Origin of the sequence: Parageobacillus sp. G301 (assembly GCF_030268025.1) — a bacterium.
In the GTDB taxonomy this organism is placed as follows: domain Bacteria; phylum Bacillota; class Bacilli; order Bacillales; family Anoxybacillaceae; genus Parageobacillus_B; species Parageobacillus_B toebii.
The window spans coordinates 1,064,411-1,084,238 of record NZ_BSDB01000001.1 but is presented as its reverse complement, the minus strand read 5'-3'; the positions used below and the strand labels follow the sequence as shown (position 1 = coordinate 1,084,238).

General features: G+C 43.5%; 16 protein-coding genes. All 16 read left to right on the top strand.

Annotation, left to right across the window (positions count from 1 at the left end):
- The 16 genes from dxr to QSJ37_RS05355 all read left to right on the top strand — a co-directional run bounded on the left by dxr (position 1) and on the right by QSJ37_RS05355 (position 19,821).
- Positions 1-1,146 (top strand): 1-deoxy-D-xylulose-5-phosphate reductoisomerase, encoded by a 1,146-nt coding sequence (gene dxr, locus QSJ37_RS05430; RefSeq protein ID WP_285754762.1) that lies wholly within the window; start codon positions 1-3, stop codon positions 1,144-1,146.
- Between the two features lie 18 nt (positions 1,147-1,164).
- Positions 1,165-2,424 carry an RIP metalloprotease RseP gene (gene rseP / locus QSJ37_RS05425; RefSeq protein ID WP_285754253.1) on the top strand — a complete coding sequence of 420 codons (1,260 nt, stop codon included), beginning with the start codon at positions 1,165-1,167 and terminating at the stop codon, positions 2,422-2,424.
- A 76-nt stretch (positions 2,425-2,500) separates the two neighbouring features.
- Entirely contained in the window at positions 2,501-4,204 is a 1,704-nt protein-coding gene (locus QSJ37_RS05420) for a proline--tRNA ligase (RefSeq protein WP_285754252.1), read from the top strand.
- 118 nt (positions 4,205-4,322) lie between these two features.
- A complete protein-coding gene (locus tag QSJ37_RS05415) occupies positions 4,323-8,630 on the top strand; it encodes a PolC-type DNA polymerase III (RefSeq protein ID WP_285754251.1) in 4,308 nt (1,435 codons plus the stop codon).
- A 331-nt stretch (positions 8,631-8,961) separates the two neighbouring features.
- Positions 8,962-9,435: a ribosome maturation factor RimP gene (gene rimP, locus QSJ37_RS05410; RefSeq protein ID WP_015863483.1), complete on the top strand. Its 474-nt coding sequence runs from the start codon at positions 8,962-8,964 to the stop codon at positions 9,433-9,435.
- Between the two features lie 24 nt (positions 9,436-9,459).
- Positions 9,460-10,608 (top strand): transcription termination factor NusA, encoded by a 1,149-nt coding sequence (gene nusA / locus QSJ37_RS05405; RefSeq protein WP_285754250.1) that lies wholly within the window; start codon positions 9,460-9,462, stop codon positions 10,606-10,608.
- Positions 10,609-10,620: 12 nt separating this feature from the next.
- Positions 10,621-10,911: an RNase P modulator RnpM gene (gene rnpM / locus QSJ37_RS05400; protein WP_015863485.1), complete on the top strand. Its 291-nt coding sequence runs from the start codon at positions 10,621-10,623 to the stop codon at positions 10,909-10,911.
- Positions 10,901-11,203, top strand: coding sequence for a YlxQ family RNA-binding protein (locus QSJ37_RS05395; protein WP_285754249.1), 303 nt, complete (start codon positions 10,901-10,903; stop codon positions 11,201-11,203). The genes rnpM and QSJ37_RS05395 overlap by 11 nt, the downstream gene beginning before the upstream one ends.
- A 19-nt stretch (positions 11,204-11,222) precedes the next feature.
- Complete coding sequence (gene infB / locus QSJ37_RS05390; RefSeq protein WP_285754248.1) at positions 11,223-13,421, top strand: translation initiation factor IF-2; 2,199 nt, start codon at positions 11,223-11,225, stop codon at positions 13,419-13,421.
- The gene (locus tag QSJ37_RS05385; protein WP_015863488.1) at positions 13,418-13,696 is read left to right on the top strand and encodes a DUF503 domain-containing protein; all 279 of its coding nucleotides are present in this window, start codon (positions 13,418-13,420) and stop codon (positions 13,694-13,696) included. Before infB ends, QSJ37_RS05385 begins: the two co-directional genes overlap by 4 nt.
- Positions 13,697-13,711: 15 nt before the next feature.
- Positions 13,712-14,092, top strand: a complete 381-nt coding sequence (rbfA, locus tag QSJ37_RS05380) for a 30S ribosome-binding factor RbfA (RefSeq protein WP_285754247.1) — start codon at positions 13,712-13,714, stop codon at positions 14,090-14,092.
- An 86-nt stretch (positions 14,093-14,178) separates the two neighbouring features.
- A complete protein-coding gene (gene truB, locus QSJ37_RS05375) occupies positions 14,179-15,087 on the top strand; it encodes a tRNA pseudouridine(55) synthase TruB (RefSeq protein WP_285754246.1) in 909 nt (302 codons plus the stop codon).
- Positions 15,088-15,125: 38 nt separating this feature from the next.
- Positions 15,126-16,109, top strand: a complete 984-nt coding sequence (gene ribF, locus QSJ37_RS05370) for a bifunctional riboflavin kinase/FAD synthetase (RefSeq protein ID WP_285754245.1) — start codon at positions 15,126-15,128, stop codon at positions 16,107-16,109.
- A gap of 90 nt (positions 16,110-16,199) precedes the next feature.
- Positions 16,200-16,469, top strand: a complete 270-nt coding sequence (gene rpsO / locus QSJ37_RS05365; RefSeq protein ID WP_285754244.1) for a 30S ribosomal protein S15 — start codon at positions 16,200-16,202, stop codon at positions 16,467-16,469.
- A gap of 158 nt (positions 16,470-16,627) precedes the next feature.
- Positions 16,628-18,766: a polyribonucleotide nucleotidyltransferase gene (gene pnp / locus QSJ37_RS05360; RefSeq protein ID WP_285754243.1), complete on the top strand. Its 2,139-nt coding sequence runs from the start codon at positions 16,628-16,630 to the stop codon at positions 18,764-18,766.
- 89 nt (positions 18,767-18,855) lie between these two features.
- Positions 18,856-19,821, top strand: coding sequence for a polysaccharide deacetylase family protein (locus QSJ37_RS05355; RefSeq protein ID WP_285754242.1), 966 nt, complete (start codon positions 18,856-18,858; stop codon positions 19,819-19,821).
- The last annotated feature ends 7 nt before the right edge of the window (positions 19,822-19,828 follow it).

The window sequence follows — 19,828 nt, the reverse complement described above, 5'->3', positions numbered from 1 at the left end:
TTGAAATATATTAGTATATTAGGGGCGAGTGGTTCCATCGGCACCCAGACGTTGGATATTATTCGTTCCTATCCAGATGAATTTCAATTAACAGCAATATCGATTGGAAAAAATGTGGACATGGCGCGAGCGATTATTGAAGAGTTTGCTCCTCGGCTTGTCGCTGTTGCTGAAGCGGACGCTTATGAGAAGCTTCGCAGCGAATACGCAGGAAAAGTGAAAATCGTTTTTGGCGAGGAGGGATTAATTGAAGCAGCGGCTTTCCCAGAAACGGATATCGTTGTGACAGCCGTTGTTGGAAGCGTAGGTCTTGTTCCGACACTAAGAGCTATTGAAGCAGGCAAAACGATTGCATTAGCGAACAAAGAAACACTCGTAACAGCAGGGCATATTGTAACAGCAGCCGCTAAAAAACACGGCGTTTCTTTATTGCCAGTTGACAGCGAACACTCGGCAATTTTTCAATGTTTACAAGGAGAAAAACGAAACCGTGTGGAAAAAATTATTTTAACAGCCTCCGGCGGCAGCTTCCGTGATAAAACAAGGGAAGAATTAAAAAACGTAACAGTGGAAGAAGCGTTGCGCCATCCGAACTGGTCAATGGGAGCAAAAATTACGATTGACTCGGCGACAATGATGAACAAAGGGTTAGAAGTTATTGAGGCGCATTGGCTTTTCGAGTTGCCATATGAGCAAATTGATGTGCTATTACATCGTGAAAGCATCATTCATTCGCTCGTTCAATTCCGTGATACGAGTGTGATCGCCCAGCTCGGAACGCCAGATATGCACGTACCGATTCAATACGCTTTAACATACCCTGAACGCTTGCCGCTAGCCAATGCGAAACCGCTTGACTTAGCAGAAATTAGCACATTACACTTTGAGCGGGTAGACTTTGAGCGTTTTCGTTGTTTACAATTAGCATATGAAGCAGGAAAAGCGGGCGGGTCGTTGCCAACGGTGTTGAACGCCGCGAATGAAGAGGCAGTTTCCGCCTTTTTGCAAGGCCGTATCGCATTTTTAACTATTGAGGAATATATTGAACGTGCACTAGAGCGGCATGAATTTGTAAAAGAACCATCGCTGGAGGAGATTCGTGAAATTGATGCGGAAACCCGCCGGTACGTTCGGTCACTACTATAAAAAAAGGTGGTTGAAACATTGGAAACGATCATTGCGTTTATTGTGATTTTCGGTGCGCTTGTGTTTTTCCACGAACTTGGCCATTTGATTTTCGCTAAGCGCGCGGGAATTTTATGCCGGGAGTTTGCCATCGGCTTCGGTCCAAAAGTATTTTCATTTAAGAAAAACGAAACCGTATACACGATTCGTTTGCTCCCATTAGGCGGTTTTGTCCGCATGGCCGGTGAAGACCCGGAAATGATCGAAATTAAACCCGGGCAAGTCGTCGGATTAGAACTAGATCGCAACGGCAACGTCGACAAAATTATTGTCAACCATAAAGACGACTATCCAAATGCGAAAATAATTGAAGTAGAACAAGCAGATTTAGAACATCAGATGTACATTACCGGCTATGTGGATCAAAATGAAGATCGCCTCGAACGATTTTCCGTGAACGAGCCAGCCTTTTTCGTCGTCGACCATCAAGAAATTCAAATTGCTCCGTACCATCGTCAATTTGCCGCGAAAACGTTAGGGCAACGGACGATGGCGATTTTGGCAGGGCCGCTTATGAATTTTGTGTTGGCATTTGTTGTATTTTTGCTAATCGGATTGCTTCAAGGATATCCGGTTGACAAACCGATAATCGGCGAACTGACAAAAGACGGTGCGGCAAAAGAAGCGGGGCTCAGGCAAGGTGACATCGTTCTTTCGATCGATGACGAACCGGTCAAGACGTGGACGCAAGTCGTTGATATTATTCGTGCCCATCCAGAAGAGGAATTGCTTTTTAAAATACAACGGAATGGAAAAATTATGGATATTACGGTAACGCCTGACGCGAAAACAATACAAGGAGAAACGATTGGTCTTATTGGTGTGTACGGGCCGATGGAAAAATCGGTTTTCGGCTCATTAAAACAAGGAGTCATTGAAACGTATTATTGGACGAAAGAAATTCTTGTAGGCCTCGGACAGTTAGTCACTGGTCAATTTAAGCTCGATATGCTATCGGGGCCGGTTGGCATTGCCGTTTCAACTGGAAAAGTGGCAGAATCGGGAATTTACTATTTAATGAAATGGGGGGCGATTTTAAGCATTAACCTTGGTATTGTCAACTTATTGCCGCTTCCTGCGCTTGATGGTGGGCGATTGCTCTTTTTCGCCATCGAAGCGCTGCGCGGCAAACCGATTGACCGCCAAAAAGAAGGAATGGTTCATTTTATCGGTTTTGCCCTTTTAATGCTATTAATGCTTGTTGTTACATGGAATGACATTCAAAAGTTTTTCCTATGAAAAGTGAAGGAAAGATGGGAAGTCTTCTTCCTTCTTTCCTTGAACAAAAGAGATAGAGAAAAAGAGGTGCAAGAAGATGAGACAAAGTCAGTCATTTATTCCGACATTGCGTGAAGTGCCTGCAGACGCAGAAGTGAAAAGCCATCAGCTGTTGTTGCGCGCTGGATTTATTCGACAAAGCGCAAGCGGTGTATATACGTTTTTACCGCTTGGCCAACGCGTATTGCAAAAAGTAGAGGCGATCATTCGTGAGGAAATGAATCGTGCCGGAGCGATCGAATTGCTCATGCCGGCGCTGCAGCCAGCGGAATTATGGCAGCAATCCGGCCGCTGGTATTCGTACGGTCCGGAGCTTATGCGCCTGAAAGACCGTCATGAACGCGATTTTGCGCTTGGACCGACGCATGAGGAAATAATTACTGCGCTTGTGCGTGACGAAGTGAAAACATATAAGCGCCTGCCGCTTACGCTTTATCAAATTCAAGTGAAATTCCGTGATGAAAAACGCCCGCGCTTCGGTTTATTACGCGGCCGCGAATTTATTATGAAAGACGCCTATTCGTTCCATACGTCACAAGAAAGTTTGGATGAAACATACAATAAAATGTATGAAGCGTATTCGAACATCTTCCGCCGCTGCGGTTTAAATTTCCGTGCCGTCATTGCTGATTCCGGAGCGATTGGCGGAAAAGATACGCATGAATTTATGGTATTATCGGAAATCGGTGAAGATACGATCGCCTATTCCGATGCCTCTGATTACGCGGCAAATATCGAAATGGCCCCTGTTATTACTACATATGAAAAAAGCGATGAGCCGCTTCGCAAATTGGAAAAAGTGCATACACCGGGGCAAAAAACAATAGAAGAGGTAGCTTCCTATTTACAGGTGACGCCAGAAAAATGCATTAAGTCATTGCTCTTTAAAGTGGACGACCGTTACGTACTTGTACTTGTCCGCGGCGACCATGAAGCAAACGATGTAAAAGTGAAAAACTTATTTGACGCATCGGTCGTAGAGCTGGCAACACCGGAAGAAACGAAGCAAGTAATGAACTGTGAGGTCGGTTCGCTCGGTCCAATCGGTGTTAGCGAATCCGTTACCGTCGTTGCCGATCACGCGGTAAAAGCAATTGTCAATGGTGTATGTGGGGCGAATGAGGAAGGATATCATTATATTGGCGTAAATCCAGAGCGTGATTTTACTGTTTCTGAATATGCAGATTTACGTTTTATTCAAGAAGGAGATCCGTCTCCAGATGGAAAAGGCACGATTCGCTTTGCCCGCGGCATTGAAGTTGGCCACGTGTTTAAATTGGGCACGCGTTACAGCAAAGCGATGAACGCGACTTATTTAGATGAAAATGGACGTTCGCAAACGATGATTATGGGCTGCTACGGCATCGGCGTTTCCCGGTTAGTTGCTGCGATTGCCGAGCAATTTGCCGACGAAAACGGTCTTGTGTGGCCGGCATCGGTTGCTCCTTTCCACGTCCATCTTATTTCGGTGAATGCAAAAAATGAGGAGCAGCGTCAGCTTGCTGACGAATGGTATGAAAAGCTTGGACAAGCCGGCTTTGAAGTATTATATGATGACCGTCCGGAGCGCGCTGGCGTTAAATTTGCCGACAGCGATTTAATCGGAATTCCGATTCGGGTGACAGTTGGAAAGCGCGCTAATGAAGGAATTGTGGAAGTAAAAGTGCGCCAAACAGGCGAATCAATAGAAGTGTCTGTAGACGAACTGATCGACACGATTCGACGTCTTTTACAGCAATAAATATAGATTTTGAAGGGCTGTGCTGGTGGAAAGTAGAAACATTACTTTTCAGACAGCCCTTCTGTTATTATATTAGAAGAGATGTGTAATCATTTTGAGAGGGGAAAGGATCGACGTCATGTTAACGAACGAGCAAAAAGAGCGATTTCAAGTGTTGTTGCAGCAGCTTGAATTGACGTCTGACGAATTTGTTCCGTATTTCTCTGAGGCAGGCATTCAAAAGCTTGTCATTGAAAAGGAGAAAAAATGCTGGCATTTCTATTTTTTGCTGCCGAAAATTTTGCCTTATCGGGTTTATCAACTGTTTACACAAAAGCTTGTTCATGCGTTTCATCATATCGCAAACGTGAAATATACAATACAAACGATCGATGCGCATTTTACGGAATCGGATGTGCGTGACTATTGGACGCTCTGTTTGCAAGAGTTGCAAGAAGGGGCCTCGCCGCTTTTATCATTGCTTCATGAGCAAGTTCCGACTGTGAAAGGAAATAAACTATACGTTACTGCTCGCAATGATGCAGAAGCAATGGCGGTGAAGCGCCGCTTTGCCAAAAAAATAGCTGAAGTATATCAAACGTTTGGTTTTCCGCTTTTGCAGCTGGAAATAGAAGTCAAACAGTCTGAAAAAGATTTTGAGCAATTTTTAGCGCAAAAACAACAAGAAGATGCGGAACGTGCTTTAGCGGCGTTAACGGAGATGACGAAAGAAACGAAATCAGAAACAGCGGGCAATGCGCCGGCAGGGCCGCTTATTATCGGTTATCCAATTAGAGAAGAAGAGGAAATTCGCACGCTAGACAGCATCGTCGAAGAAGAACGCCGCGTCGTCGTACAAGGATATGTGTTTGACGCGGAGATCAATGAGTTAAAAAGCGGACGGACGTTATTAACACTAAAAATTACCGATTATACAAACTCGATTTTAGTAAAAATGTTTTCACGCGATAAAGAAGATGCCGCACTGATGGCGGATGTAAAAAAAGGAATGTGGGTAAAAGTAAGAGGAAGTGTGCAAAATGATACGTTCGTCCGGGATCTTGTGTTAATCGCCAACGATATAAACGAAGTAAAGGCGAAAGAACGCCAAGATACCGCTCCGGAAGGAGAAAAACGGGTGGAACTTCATTTGCACACGCCGATGAGCCAAATGGATGCGGTCACTTCCGTTACGAAGCTCATTGAACAGGCGAAAAAATGGGGCCACCCAGCGATCGCTGTTACGGACCATGCCGTTGTGCAGTCATTTCCGGAAGCGTACAGTGCGGCAAAAAAATACGATATGAAAGTATTGTACGGCGTCGAAGCAAACATTGTCGATGACGGTGTGCCGATCGCCTATAACGAAGCGCATCGCTTGCTTTCCGAGGACACGTACGTCGTCTTTGACGTGGAAACGACCGGTCTATCGGCGGTGTATAATACGATTATTGAACTTGCCGCTGTGAAAGTGAAGGACGGAGAAATTATCGACCGCTTTACTTCATTTGCCAACCCGCATCATCCGTTATCGATTACAACGATCGAGCTGACAGGCATTACCGATGACATGTTGAAAGATGCCCCAGATGTCGAAGAAGTGCTGCGCCAGTTTTACGACTGGATGGGCGATAGCATCCTTGTCGCACATAACGCTAGCTTTGACATTGGATTTTTAAATGTCGGCTTTACGAAACTCGGTCTTGGTAAAGTGACGAATCCGGTTATTGATACGCTTGAATTAGCGCGGTTTTTATATCCAGAATTGAAAAACCACCGTTTAAACACGCTATGTAAAAAATTTGATATCGAGCTAACCCAGCATCACCGGGCGATTTACGATGCAGAAGCGACTGGATATTTGCTTATGCGCCTATTAAAGGACGCGCAAGAACGAGGAATTTTATATCATGACGAATTAAATGAACGTTCGAAGGAAGAAGTGTCGTATCAACGATCCCGTCCGTTCCATGTGACATTGCTTGCGCAAAATGACATTGGATTAAAAAATTTATTTAAACTTGTTTCTTTATCACATGTGAAATATTTTTACCGGGTCCCGCGTATTCCTCGCTCAGTGCTTCAGCAGCATCGTGAAGGAATTTTAGTCGGTTCCGGCTGCGATAAAGGGGAAGTATTTGACAATATGATTCAAAAAGCGCCGGAAGAAGTCGAAGAAATCGCGAAGTTTTACGATTTTCTCGAAGTGCATCCGCCGGAAGTGTACAAACCGCTGATTGAAATGGATTACGTAAAAGATGAAAATATGATTAAGGAAATTATCCGCAAGATCGTGATGCTCGGGGAAAAATTAAACATTCCTGTCGTCGCAACTGGAAACGTTCATTATTTAAATCCAGAAGATAAAATTTACCGAAAAATTTTGATTCACTCCCAAGGCGGAGCAAATCCGCTCAACCGTTATGAGCTGCCGGATGTATATTTTCGGACGACGGACGAAATGCTCAAGTGTTTCTCCTTTTTAGGAGAAGAAAAAGCGAAAGAAATCGTCGTTATGAATACGCAAAAAATCGCTGATCTTATTGGCGAGGTAAAGCCGATTAAAGATAAGCTGTATACGCCGCGCATTGAAGGGGCGGAAGAGGAAATTCGCGAAATGAGTTATCGGCGCGCCAAAGAAATTTACGGTGATCCGCTGCCGGAAATTGTTGAGCAGCGCTTGGAGAAAGAGTTAAAAAGCATTATCGGACACGGCTTTGCCGTCATTTATTTAATTTCCCATAAACTCGTAAAAAAATCGCTTGATGACGGCTACCTTGTCGGTTCGCGCGGATCTGTCGGGTCCTCTTTTGTCGCGACGATGACGGAAATTACGGAAGTAAATCCGCTGCCGCCGCACTATGTTTGTCCGAATTGCAAGCACTCGGAATTTTTCAATGACGGTTCGGTCGGTTCAGGATTTGACTTGCCGGATAAAAATTGTCCAAAATGCGGCACAAAATATAAAAAAGATGGGCATGATATTCCGTTTGAAACATTCCTTGGCTTTAAAGGGGATAAAGTTCCGGATATCGACTTGAACTTCTCGGGGGAATATCAGCCGCGCGCCCATAACTATACGAAAGTATTGTTCGGAGAAGATAACGTATATCGCGCAGGAACGATCGGTACGGTGGCTGATAAAACGGCTTACGGTTTTGTCAAAGGGTATGCGAGCGATTTGAATTTGCAGCTGCGCAGTGCGGAAATCGACCGTCTTGCCGCGGGATGTACCGGGGTAAAACGGACAACCGGGCAGCATCCAGGAGGCATTATCGTCGTTCCGGATTATATGGACATTTACGATTTTACGCCAATTCAATATCCAGCTGACGATACGAGTTCCGAATGGCGCACGACGCATTTTGATTTCCATTCGATCCATGACAATCTTCTGAAGCTAGATATTCTTGGGCACGACGATCCGACGGTAATTCGTATGCTCCAAGATTTAAGCGGCATTGATCCAAAAACGATTCCGACGGACGATCCAGAAGTGATGAAAATTTTCAGCAGTACTGAATCACTCGGCGTCACGCCGGAACAAATTATGTGCAATGTCGGCACGCTCGGTATTCCAGAATTCGGAACGCGCTTTGTCCGGCAGATGCTTGAAGAAACGAAGCCAAAGACATTTTCCGAGCTGGTGCAAATTTCCGGCCTTTCCCATGGAACGGACGTCTGGCTTGGAAACGCTCAAGAGTTAATTCAAAACGGCACTTGCACCCTTTCTGAAGTAATTGGCTGCCGCGACGACATTATGGTTTATTTAATTTATCGCGGGCTTGAGCCGTCGCTTGCCTTTAAAATTATGGAATCGGTGCGGAAAGGAAAAGGGCTAACGCCGGAATTCGAAGAAGAAATGCGCAAACATGATGTGCCGGAATGGTATATTGAATCATGTAAAAAGATTAAATATATGTTCCCGAAAGCGCACGCTGCCGCGTACGTATTAATGGCGGTTCGCATTGCTTACTTTAAAGTGCATCATCCGCTTTTGTACTATGCTTCTTATTTTACAGTGCGTGCGGAAGACTTTGATTTGGACGCGATGATTAAAGGTTCTGCGGCGATTCGCAAACGCATCGAAGAAATTAATGCGAAAGGATTGAACGCGACGGCAAAAGAAAAAAGCTTGTTGACGGTATTAGAGGTCGCTTTAGAAATGTGTGAACGCGGATTCTCGTTTAAAAACATCGACCTTTACCGTTCACAGGCGACCGAATTCGTCATTGACGGCAATTCGCTTATTCCGCCATTTAACGCCATTCCGGGTCTTGGGACAAACGTGGCGCTCAACATCGTCCGTGCTCGCGAAGAAGGAGAATTTTTATCAAAAGAAGATTTACAGCAGCGCGGAAAACTTTCAAAGACGCTCATCGAATATTTAGAGAGCCGCGGTTGTCTTGATTCGTTGCCAGACCATAACCAGCTTTCCTTATTTTAAAGTCATCTGATCGCGTTGTCAGCGCTAAACAGATTAGCAAATAGGCTTTTCGTTTGTAACGGCATATAGTGCAAAACCGATGTCCCATTTTCAGCCGGACCTTAAAAAATCCATGACAAATAGGATCTCGTTTCGTTTTCCCATTGCAATATATTTTCCAATATGTTATAGTTTTAGTGGAAATGGTAAAGATAATGGGTAAGGAAAGAGTGGGGAAACCCACTCTTTCGTCTTGAATGGATGCCAATTGCTTTTCATTCCCCGCAGATTTGCAGGGGATTTTCTCGTTATAACGAACGGATTGCAGTTTCTCTATGTTAGGAGGAAAAGAATGAGCAAAAAAGTGACGAATATAGTAGAAGAACTAGTCACTCCAATTCTTGCCGACATGGATTTAGAACTTGTGGATATCGAGTATGTAAAAGAGGGAAAAAATTGGTTTTTGCGTGTCTTTATTGATTCCGATAATGGTGTTGATATTGAACAATGTGGTATGGTGAGCGAAAAGTTAAGTGAAAAACTAGATGAAGTCGATCCAATTCCACACAACTATTTTCTTGAAGTTTCTTCACCTGGGGCGGAACGACCGTTAAAAAAGCCGAAGGACTTTACAAAAGCGATTGGGAAAAATGTATATATAAAAACATATGAACCAATTGAAGGAGAAAAGGAGTTTGAAGGCGAACTTATCGGTTTTGATGGAACAACAGTGTCTGTCACTGTTAAAGACAAAACTCGCAAAAAAACAATCGATATTCCGTATGAAAAAGTGGCGAGCGCAAGACTTGCTGTTATCTTTTTTTAATGGTAAAAGGGGGATTTTCGTTTCATGAATACACAATTACTCGATGCCCTAGCGGATATTATCCGTGAAAAAGGCATTAGCAAAGAAGTTGTGATGGAAGCGATTGAAGCGGCGATCATTTCCGCGTATAAACGCAATTTCGGCCAGGCGCAAAACGTACGGGTTGATTTAAATACAGAAACAGGAACGATCCGTGTATTTGCTCGTAAAGAAGTGGTTGATGAAGTAAATGATCCGCGCCTCGAAATTTCTTTAGAAGAAGCACAACGAATCAATCCGAATTATCAAATCGGCGATGTTCTTGAGTTAGAAGTAACGCCGAAAGATTTTGGCCGCATTGCTGCGCAAACAGCGAAACAAGTTGTTACACAACGGGTGCGCGAAGCAGAGAGAAGCGTTATTTACGCTGAGTTTGTCGACCGTGAAGAAGATATTATGACAGGGATCGTACAACGTGTAGATTCTCGCTTTGTTTATGTCAGTCTCGGTAAAACAGAAGCGCTGCTGCCGGCTAGCGAACAAATGCCGAACGAAACATACAAACCGCACGACCGCATTAAAGTGTACATTACAAAAGTGGAAAAAACAACAAAAGGACCACAAATTTTTGTTTCACGCACCCATCCGGGGTTGCTTAAGCGTCTTTTTGAACTGGAAGTCCCAGAAATTTATGATGGAACAGTAGAAATTAAATCGATTGCCCGTGAAGCGGGAGACCGCTCGAAAATTTCGGTGCATTCCGACAATCCGGAAGTGGATCCGGTCGGCGCGTGCGTCGGTCCAAAAGGGCAACGGGTTCAAGCGGTTGTGGAGGAATTAAACGGGGAAAAAATTGATATTGTCCGCTGGTCTGCAGATCCTGTTGAGTTTGTCGCAAACGCATTAAGTCCGGCAAAAGTGTTGCGTGTAATCGTCAATGAAGAACAAAAAGCAACGACCGTAATCGTGCCGGATTATCAGCTGTCATTAGCAATCGGCAAACGCGGGCAAAACGCTCGGCTAGCAGCAAAGCTGACAAACTGGAAAATTGATATTAAAAGCGAATCGGAAGCGAGAGAATTAGGAATCGATCCATATGCGCAATCCACTTTTCTTGATTCAGAAGAGACATCGGTCAATAATGAAAATGACAGCAACCAATCATTCGATTTACAAGAAGAGAAAATCGAGTGAGGGGGGAGCGAGATGGCTGGTCAAAAGAAAGTTCCGTTGCGAAAATGCGTCGTGACTGGTGAAATGAAGCCAAAAAAAGAAATGATGCGCATCGTCCGCTCAAAAGATGGTGAAGTTTCCATTGATCCGACAGGAAAAAAGGCTGGTCGTGGCGCGTACATTACACTAGATAAAGAATGCATTTTACTAGCAAAAAAGAAAAATATTTTAGCCCATCATTTAAAAACGGAAATTCCTGATGCGCTGTATGATGAGTTGCTTCAGTTGGCAGAAAAGGAGACTGCTGCTGGAAATGAGCAATAACCGATGGGCATCATTATTAGGATTAGCGAATCGAGCACGGAAAGTAATTTCGGGTGAAGAGCTAACGGTCAAAGAAATTCGCAGCGGCAAAGCAAAACTCGTACTTTTAGCGGAGGATGCGTCAGAAAACACAATGAAAAAAATCAAAGATAAATGCTCTTCCTATGGCGTTCCGCTCCGTAAAGTGTCTGACCGTTATACGCTCGGGCATGCGATTGGAAAAGATGCCCGCGTCGTTGTTGCGATTATAGATGAAGGGTTTGCCAACAAACTACTGACGATGCTCGATTGATCTTTATGGGGGTGAATCTATGTCTAAAATGCGTGTATATGAGTACGCGAAAAAAAACAATGTACCGAGTAAAGACGTCATTCATAAATTGAAAGAAATGAATATTGAAGTTACCAATCATATGGCAACGTTAGAACCAGAAGTTGTCGAAAAGCTTGATCATACGTACAACAAAAAAAATGAGCGGCCACAAGCTTCTGCTCCAAAGGAAAAACAAAAGGCGCCAGTAAAACCGAAAAATTATGTCGATGATTTTGATGACGAAGATGAAGAAGTAGTGAAAACAAAAGTTCCGAAGAAAAAAGGGGCAAACAAAAAGAAAGAAGGAAAAAAACACGATTTGCAATTACAGCAGCAAGAAAAGAAAATTTTCCATCAACATAAAAAGAAAAATAAAGGAAAAGCAAAAGCGAAAGAACAGCAACCTGTACAACAAGAGCAGCCCGTGAAGAAAGAAAAAGAGCTTCCTAAGAAGATTACGTTTGAAGGAACATTAACGGTTGCAGAACTAGCGAAAAAACTTGGGCGCGAGCCGTCAGAAATTATTAAAAAGCTGTTTATGCTCGGCGTTATGGCAACGATCAATCAAGAGTTAGATAAAGATGCGATCGAACTTATTTGTTCCGATTACGGAGTAGAAGTCGAGGAAAAAGTAGTTATTGATGAAACAAATTTTGAATCGATCGAAATTGTCGATGATCCTGAAGATTTAGTAGAACGGCCGCCGGTCGTCACGATTATGGGGCACGTTGACCATGGGAAAACGACGCTATTGGATTCGATTCGTCACTCCAAAGTGACGGAGCAAGAAGCAGGGGGTATTACGCAACATATTGGCGCATATCAAGTGACAGTTAACGATAAAAAAATTACGTTCCTTGATACGCCAGGACATGAGGCGTTTACGACAATGCGTGCAAGAGGAGCGCAAGTAACCGATATTGTTGTCCTCGTTGTCGCTGCGGATGATGGGGTGATGCCGCAAACAGTAGAAGCAATTAACCATGCGAAAGCGGCGAATGTCCCAATTATTGTTGCCATCAACAAAATAGATAAGCCGGATGCCAATCCAGATCGCGTGATGCAAGAATTAATGGAGTATAATCTCGTTCCAGAAGAATGGGGCGGAGATACGATCTTCTGTAAACTGTCAGCAAAAACAGGAGAAGGTATTGACAATTTATTGGAAATGATTTTGCTTGTTAGCGAAATGGAAGAATTAAAAGCAAATCCAAATCGTCGCGCAACTGGAACTGTTATCGAGGCAAAACTGGATAAAGGCCGTGGACCAGTGGCAACGTTGCTTGTTCAAGCAGGAACGTTGCATGTCGGCGATCCGATTGTTGTTGGCTGCACATACGGCCGCGTGCGGGCGATGGTAAACGATACAGGGCGTCGTGTGAAAGAAGCAGGTCCTTCGACACCGGTGGAAATCACTGGTCTTCATGAAGTACCGCAAGCCGGAGACCGTTTCATGGTGTTTGAAGATGAAAAGAAAGCGCGGCAAATCGGAGAAGCGCGCGCACAAAAACAATTAATGGAACAACGCAGCATGAAAGCTCGCGTTAGCCTGGATGACCTCTTTGAACAAATTAAACAAGGTGAAATGAAAGAATTAAATATTATTGTCAAAGCGGATGTTCAAGGATCGGTTGAAGCGCTGGTTGCCGCTCTGCAAAAAATCGAAGTCGAGGGAGTGCGCGTCAAAATTATCCATGCCGCTGTCGGGGCGATTACCGAATCGGACATTCTTTTAGCAACGACCTCAAATGCCATTGTCATCGGCTTTAATGTCCGTCCGGACGCCAATGCAAAACGCGTTGCCGAATCCGAAAAAGTCGACATTCGTCTGCACCGCATCATCTATAAGGTTATTGAAGAAATTGAAGCAGCGATGAAAGGAATGCTTGATCCGGAATATGAAGAAAAAGTCATCGGTCAAGCGGAAGTTCGTCAAACGTTTAAAGTATCGAAAGTTGGAACGATTGCCGGATGCTATGTGACAGATGGAAAAATTACGCGTGACAGCAAAGTGCGCCTGATCCGTCAAGGCATTGTCGTTTACGAAGGAGAAATCGATTCCTTGAAGCGCTTTAAAGACGATGTCAAAGAAGTAATGCAAGGATATGAATGCGGTTTGACGATTAAAAACTTCAACGATATTAAAGAAGGAGACGTTATTGAAGCGTACATTATGCAGGAAGTGGAAAGAAAATGATCGGCTTTGTCGCCTGTGAATGTGTAATTTATGATGCGCAATCATTAAAAGAAAAACGTGCTGTGTTACAACGAATAATGACACGGTTAAAACAAAAATATAATATATCTATAGCCGAAATCGATCACCAAAACGTATGGCAGCGGACTACGCTCGGGATTGTCGCGATTACGTCCAATCGGGTGACAACCGAGCGGGAGCTGCAGCGAGCGCTTGCTTTGATCGATTCCTTTCCAGAATTGGAAAGAACGGTTACGACATTTGAGTGGTTTTAATCGAGGTGATTGTCAATGAATTTACGGGCTACACGTGTCGGTGAACAAATGAAAAAAGAATTAAGCGATATTATTGGTCGCAAATTAAAAGATCCACGTATCGGTTTTGTCACTGTTACTGATGTGCGCGTCACAGGCGACTTACAACAAGCAAAAGTGTATATAAGCGTGTTAGGTGATGAAGAACAACGCCAAAACACTTTAAAAGGGCTGGAAAAAGCAAAAGGATTTATCCGCTCCGAAATTGGACAGCGCATTCGCTTGCGGAAAACTCCAGAAATATTTTTCGAAATTGATGAATCGATCGAATACGGCAATCGCATTGAGCAATTAATCCGCCAAATTTCCGCTGAGCACGAAGGCGAGAAAAAAGAAGAGAGAAACAAAGAGGAATAATGGATAGACAATTTGTCTATCCATTTCCATTATGTACATAATATATAAGCTATTTGTTTATTACTTTACTAAGAAAGGGTGCGCAAATGGACGGAGTATTATTATTGTATAAACCGCCTGGAATGACATCACATGACTGTGTTGCACGCATTCGCCGCATGCTGCAAATAAAAAAGGTAGGGCATACAGGGACGCTTGATCCAAACGTATCAGGAGTATTGCCGATTTGCATTGGCAAAGCGACGCGCATCGCTGAGTTTTTAACAGGGGCCACGAAAACATATGAGGGGGAGGTTACATTAGGGATTGCTACAACAACGGAAGACAGCACAGGTGAAGTTATCGCAAAACAAAAGGTAGACCGCGTCATTTCGCGTGGTGAAATCGAAGCGGTGTTTCGTCAATTGACGGGAGAAGTTGCGCAAACGCCGCCAATGTATTCCGCGGTAAAAGTGAAAGGAAAGAAACTATATGAATATGCGCGTGCGGGCATTGAAGTTGAGCGGCCGACTCGCATTGTGACGATCCATGAACTGACATTGCTCGATGAAAGAGACGCATTTGCAGGAGACATCGTTTCGTTTCGCTTTCGTGTCACTTGTAGCAAAGGTACATATATTCGCACATTAGCAGTGATGATTGGCGAACGTCTTGGCTACCCAGCCCATATGTCCGATCTTGTTCGTACCGCATCCGGCCCATTTTCCTTGCAAGATTGCGTCACATTTGAACAATTAGAGCAGTACATAGAGCGCGGTCAACTGCAGTCGATTTTACTGCCGATTGGCAAAGCACTTTTTCATTTGCCGAAATATGAAATAAATGATAAAGTAGCAGAGAAAGTAAAAAACGGAGCAATATTGCCGCTTCCAGCTTTTTTGCAGTCGCTCGAGGGACCAGTACTAATGATAAGCAAGCAAAGAGAGGCACTTGCCCTTTATATAAAACATCCTACCAAACCTCACTTAATGAAACCGTTAAAAGTACTTCGATGATAAAGAAAGTGTAAAAAAACAGAAGGTGATTATGGAAAATGAAAACATTGTTTATTTCGCACCCCCATCATATAAAAAAAGAAAAGCTGCCTCCTACTGTTATGGCGCTTGGCTATTTTGACGGCATTCATCTTGGACACCAAGAAGTAATTCGCACAGCGGTGAAAATCGCGGCGGAGAAAGGATATAAAAGCGCGGTAATGACGTTTCATCCCCATCCTTCTGTCGTGCTTGGGAAAAAAGAAAAACACGTTCATTTGATTACGCCGCTAAAGAAAAAAGAACAGCTAATTGCCCAACTTGGCGTTGATTATTTATATATTGTTGAGTTTACTCCTGAGTTTGCACAACTGTTTCCGCAACAATTTGTGGATCAGTATATTATCGGTTTACACGTGAAACACGTTGTTGCCGGCTTTGATTTTACTTACGGGCGTCTTGGAAAAGGAACGATGGAGACATTGCCATTCCATTCGCGTGACCAGTTTACGCAGACGGTGGTTCCAAAATTGAGCATTGCCGGAGAGAAAATAAGCTCCACTTATGTTCGAAAGTTGCTGAAAAACGGAGACGTAGATCAACTGCCACGTTTGCTCGGCCGCTTTTATGAAGTGGAAGGAACGGTTGTTAACGGCGAACGCCGCGGAAGAACAATTGGATTTCCAACGGCAAATATTGCGTTAAATGATGATTATTTATTGCCGGCGCTTGGTGTATATGCCGTGAAAGTAAAAATCGGGACGGACGTATTTGAAGGAGTGTGCAATGTTGGATATAAACCGACTTTTCACACCAACCGTGAAGGCATGCCGAATATCGAGGTGCATATTTTCGATTTTGCGAAAGACATTTATGGGGAAACGATGACAATTGAGTGGCATTTGCGCTTAAGAAGTGAGCAAAAATTTGCGAGCGTGGATGAATTGATTGAGCAAATCAAGCTGGATAAAGAAAAAGCGCAAGCATACTTTCGCAATTTCACCGAAAACACTTGCATTTTATCGCAAAAAGAGGTATTCTAATGAATGTATGTAAAATAACCATTGCTTGGCATGTCGAGTCACCGACGCTTGCTAGGTAATTGGGGTTTATAAACGAGGAGGTGAATAAGGATGGCATTATCACAAGAGCGTAAAAGAGAAATTATCGAGCAGTTTAAAATTCATGAGAACGATACAGGTTCTCCGGAAGTGCAAATTGCTATCCTTACAGAGCAAATCAACAATTTAAATGAACATTTACGTGTTCATAAGAAAGACCATCATTCACGTCGCGGATTGCTTAAAATGGTCGGTAAACGTCGCAATTTATTGACTTATTTACGCAATAAAGACATTACGCGCTATCGTGAATTAATTAACAAACTTGGATTACGTCGATAAAAAAAGCGGGAGCATTCCCGCTTTTTTGCTAGTTATATAAGAGATTTTTCGCTATGATTAATAAATAGGAACTGATACATTGCCAATGATTCGTCCATACTAACAGTATATACATTCGTTTAATTTCGACTTGTACATAGAGAGGAGTACTCGTTTATATGGAGCAGGAAAAACACGTTTTTTCCATAGACTGGGCTGGACGGCCGCTTGTCGTGGAAATTGGCCAATTAGCGAAACAAGCGAATGGAGCGGTATTAGTCCGTTATGGCGACACAGTAGTATTAAACACAGCAACGGCATCGAAAGAAGCAAAAAACGTCGACTTTTTTCCACTAACGGTCAACTATGAGGAGCGTCTTTATGCGGTTGGTAAAATTCCGGGAGGATTTATTAAGCGGGAAGGACGTCCTAGTGAAAAAGCGATTTTAGCAAGCCGTTTAATTGACCGGCCTATTCGTCCATTGTTTGCGGAAGGATTCCGCAATGAAGTGCAAATCGTTTCGATGGTCATGAGTGTAGATCAAGACTGTTCTCCGGAAATGGCGGCGTTATTCGGTGCGTCACTTGCCTTAACGATTTCCGATATTCCGTTTGAGGGACCGATTGCCGGTGTTACAGTCGGCCGTGTGGATGGAGAGTTTGTGATTAATCCGACTGTCGAACAATCGGAAAAAAGCGATATTCATCTTGTTGTTGCCGGCACGAAAGACGCGATTAATATGGTCGAAGCTGGAGCGGACGAAGTGCCGGAAGAAGTGATTTTAGAAGCGATTATGTTCGGACATGAAGAAGTAAAACGGCTGATCGCTTTCCAAGAGGAAATCGCCGCCCAAGTAGGCAAAGAAAAAATGGAAGTAGTTCTTTATGAGCTTGATCCTCAACTAGAAGCAGAAATTCGCCAACTGGCGGAAGAGGATATTAAACGAGCTGTTCAAGTGCCAGAAAAATTGGCGCGTGATGCAGCGATTGAGGAAGTAAAAGCTAGTGTCATCGCAAAATACGAAGAACAAGAAGCGGATGAAGAAACATTAAAACAAGTAAATGAAATTTTGCATAAACTTGTTAAAGAAGAAGTGCGGCGGCTTATTACCGAAGAAAAAATACGTCCGGACGGCCGTAAGATTGACGAAATTCGGCCTCTCTCCTCTGAAGTCGGCGTATTGCCGCGCACGCACGGTTCAGGGCTGTTTACGCGCGGACAGACGCAGGTGCTTAGCGTTTGTACGTTAGGAGCGCTTGGCGATGTACAAATATTGGACGGGCTTGGTATTGAAGAAACGAAACGGTTTATGCACCACTATAACTTCCCGCCATTTTCGGTTGGTGAAACAGGGCCGATGCGCGGGCCAGGCCGCCGTGAAATTGGGCACGGAGCGCTTGGAGAACGAGCGTTAGAACCGGTTGTTCCATCTGAAAAAGAATTTCCATATACCATTCGCCTTGTTTCCGAAGTGCTAGAATCGAACGGTTCGACATCTCAAGCTAGCATTTGTGCAAGCACGCTCGCGATGATGGATGCAGGCGTCCCGATTAAAGCACCGGTAGCGGGAATCGCGATGGGACTTGTGAAAAACGATGACAATTATACGATCTTGACAGATATTCAAGGCATTGAAGACCATCTCGGAGATATGGATTTTAAAGTAGCGGGTACGGCAAAAGGCGTCACCGCTTTGCAGATGGATATTAAAATTAAAGGCTTATCTCGTGAAATATTAGAAGAAGCGCTTCAGCAAGCGAAGAAAGGCCGTATGGAAATTTTAGAACATATGATGCAAACGATTCGCGAGCCGCGCAAAGAGTTGTCGAAATACGCTCCGAAAATTTTAACGATGCAAATTAATCCAGAAAAAATTCGCGAAGTCATCGGCCCAAGCGGAAAACAAATTAATAAAATTATTGATGAAACCGGCGTAAAAATTGATATCGAACAAGATGGAACAATTTTCATCTCGTCTGTCAACGAAGCGATGAACCAAAAGGCGAAGCAGATTATCGAAGATATCGTTCGCGAAGTCGAAGTCGGGCAAATTTATTTGGGTAAAGTGAAGCGCATTGAGAAATTTGGGGCATTTGTTGAATTGTTCAACGGCAAAGACGGTCTCGTTCATATTTCCGAATTAGCAGAAGAGCGTATCGGAAGAGTGGAAGATGTCGTTTCGATCGGCGATGAAATTTTAGTAAAAGTAATGGAAATTGATAAACAAGGGCGCGTTAATTTATCGCGAAAAGCAGTATTGCGCGAGCAAAAGGAAAAAAGAGGTAAACGGCCGGAACGGCGTAGAATGAAGCCTTAGGATTTCGCTCCTTAAGGCTTCTTTGTTGTGGGGGAAAGTTCTATCTTGTCCCTTCTTCACATATTTGTAGTATAAAAGGAGGGACAGGTGTGAACAGAAATTATACCCGCTATTTATTGGTGGCGGTTATGTTTTTCTTTGTTTGGGTCATCATCAATCAGCCGCCAGTGAGCCAATATATTGCCGTTTTTTTACACAAAGGGAATATTATGGCTATGAAAGAAACCGATAAGCTGTATGCAGAAATTGTAGAAAAAGCAAAACAGTATGAAATTCCCCCACAAGATGCGGTCATCGATCGAGTATGGAAAGCAACGCCTGGTTATAACGGATTAAAAATCGATGTGCAAGCTTCGTATGAAAATATGAAAAAGGAAGGAAAGTTTGATGAACGGAAGCTTGTGTACAAACAAGTTCCTCCACGTGTTCATTTAGGAGATTTGCCGCCATCGCCGATTTATCGGGGACATCCGGATAAACCGATGGTCGCATTTCTCATCAATGTAGCATGGGGAAATGAGTATATTCCGAAAATGCTCGATATTTTAAAAAAGCATAACGTGAAGGCAACGTTTTTTTTAGAAGGGCGTTGGGTAAAAAATCATCCTAATATGGCAAAAATGATTGTAGATGCTGGCCACGAAATAGGAAATCATTCATATAGCCATCCTGACTTTAAGTCACTAGATAATGAAAAAATCCGCAAGGAACTAGTCAAAACGAACGAAATCATCGAAGCGACAACCGGGGTGAAATGCAAATGGTTTGCTCCTCCAAGCGGGAGCTATCGTGATGATGTCGTGAAAATCGCCGCTGATTTAGATATGAAAACAATTATGTGGAGCGTCGATACAATTGATTGGCAAAAACCGTCTCCATCTGTTATAGTGAGACGGGTAATGTCCAAAGTTCATCCCGGTGCAATGATTTTGATGCATCCAACGCTATCAACGGCCGAGGCGCTTGAGCCGCTTATTATTTCGATTCAGCAAAAAGAATATGAAATTGGTAATGTGTCTACATTATTAGACGAAAAGAGAATTGTACAAAAATAGGAGGAAC